Raw genomic sequence first — 528 nt, forward strand, 5'->3', positions numbered from 1 at the left:
CGTGCGCTTCCCTTCGGGGACGTGATGAATTCGCGCAGGCGTTCCACGTAGAGCCGCATGTTCTCGCGTGCGATGTCGGTGTCCGGGTAGCGGCAGGCGAGCTGCAGACCCTCGTGCAGCCTGGTGATCCAGACGCACACCTGGTCGCCGTACGAGACCCGCATCAACCCGTAGGTGCGCAGGTCGTTCCACCGGTCCGAACCCGGGACGCCACGTGCGTCCACATAGGAGACGATGGAGTACAGGTCCGGCGAGGTGGGCCGGAAGTCGGAGCCCAGGAGGCGCAGCACGCGGGTGATGGGCATCCGTGACAGCGATCGATTCCTGGCGAGCGCGGCGTGGGTCAGCTTCAGCGCGCTGTCGAAGTCCGTCGCCCGGGCCACCGGGATCTCGACCGGCGCGCCGCCCACGTACCAGCCCACCGAGTTCGACCACTGGGACTTCACCCTGGTGTGAAACGGCACGATGGTGCGGTAAACGTGCTGCCCGCCGATCTCGCGCACGGCGAGACCGGTCGCCGCGAGGATA

Annotated in this window: 1 protein-coding gene; it reads right to left on the reverse strand. The window is 67.6% G+C overall.

Features of this window, described 5'->3' with window-relative positions; translation table 11 throughout:
- Positions 1–528 (reverse strand): hypothetical protein (locus DMB66_RS60705; RefSeq protein ID WP_199753349.1); only part of this gene is annotated, 528 nt, incomplete at both ends.

Source organism: Actinoplanes sp. ATCC 53533, assembly GCF_003947245.1.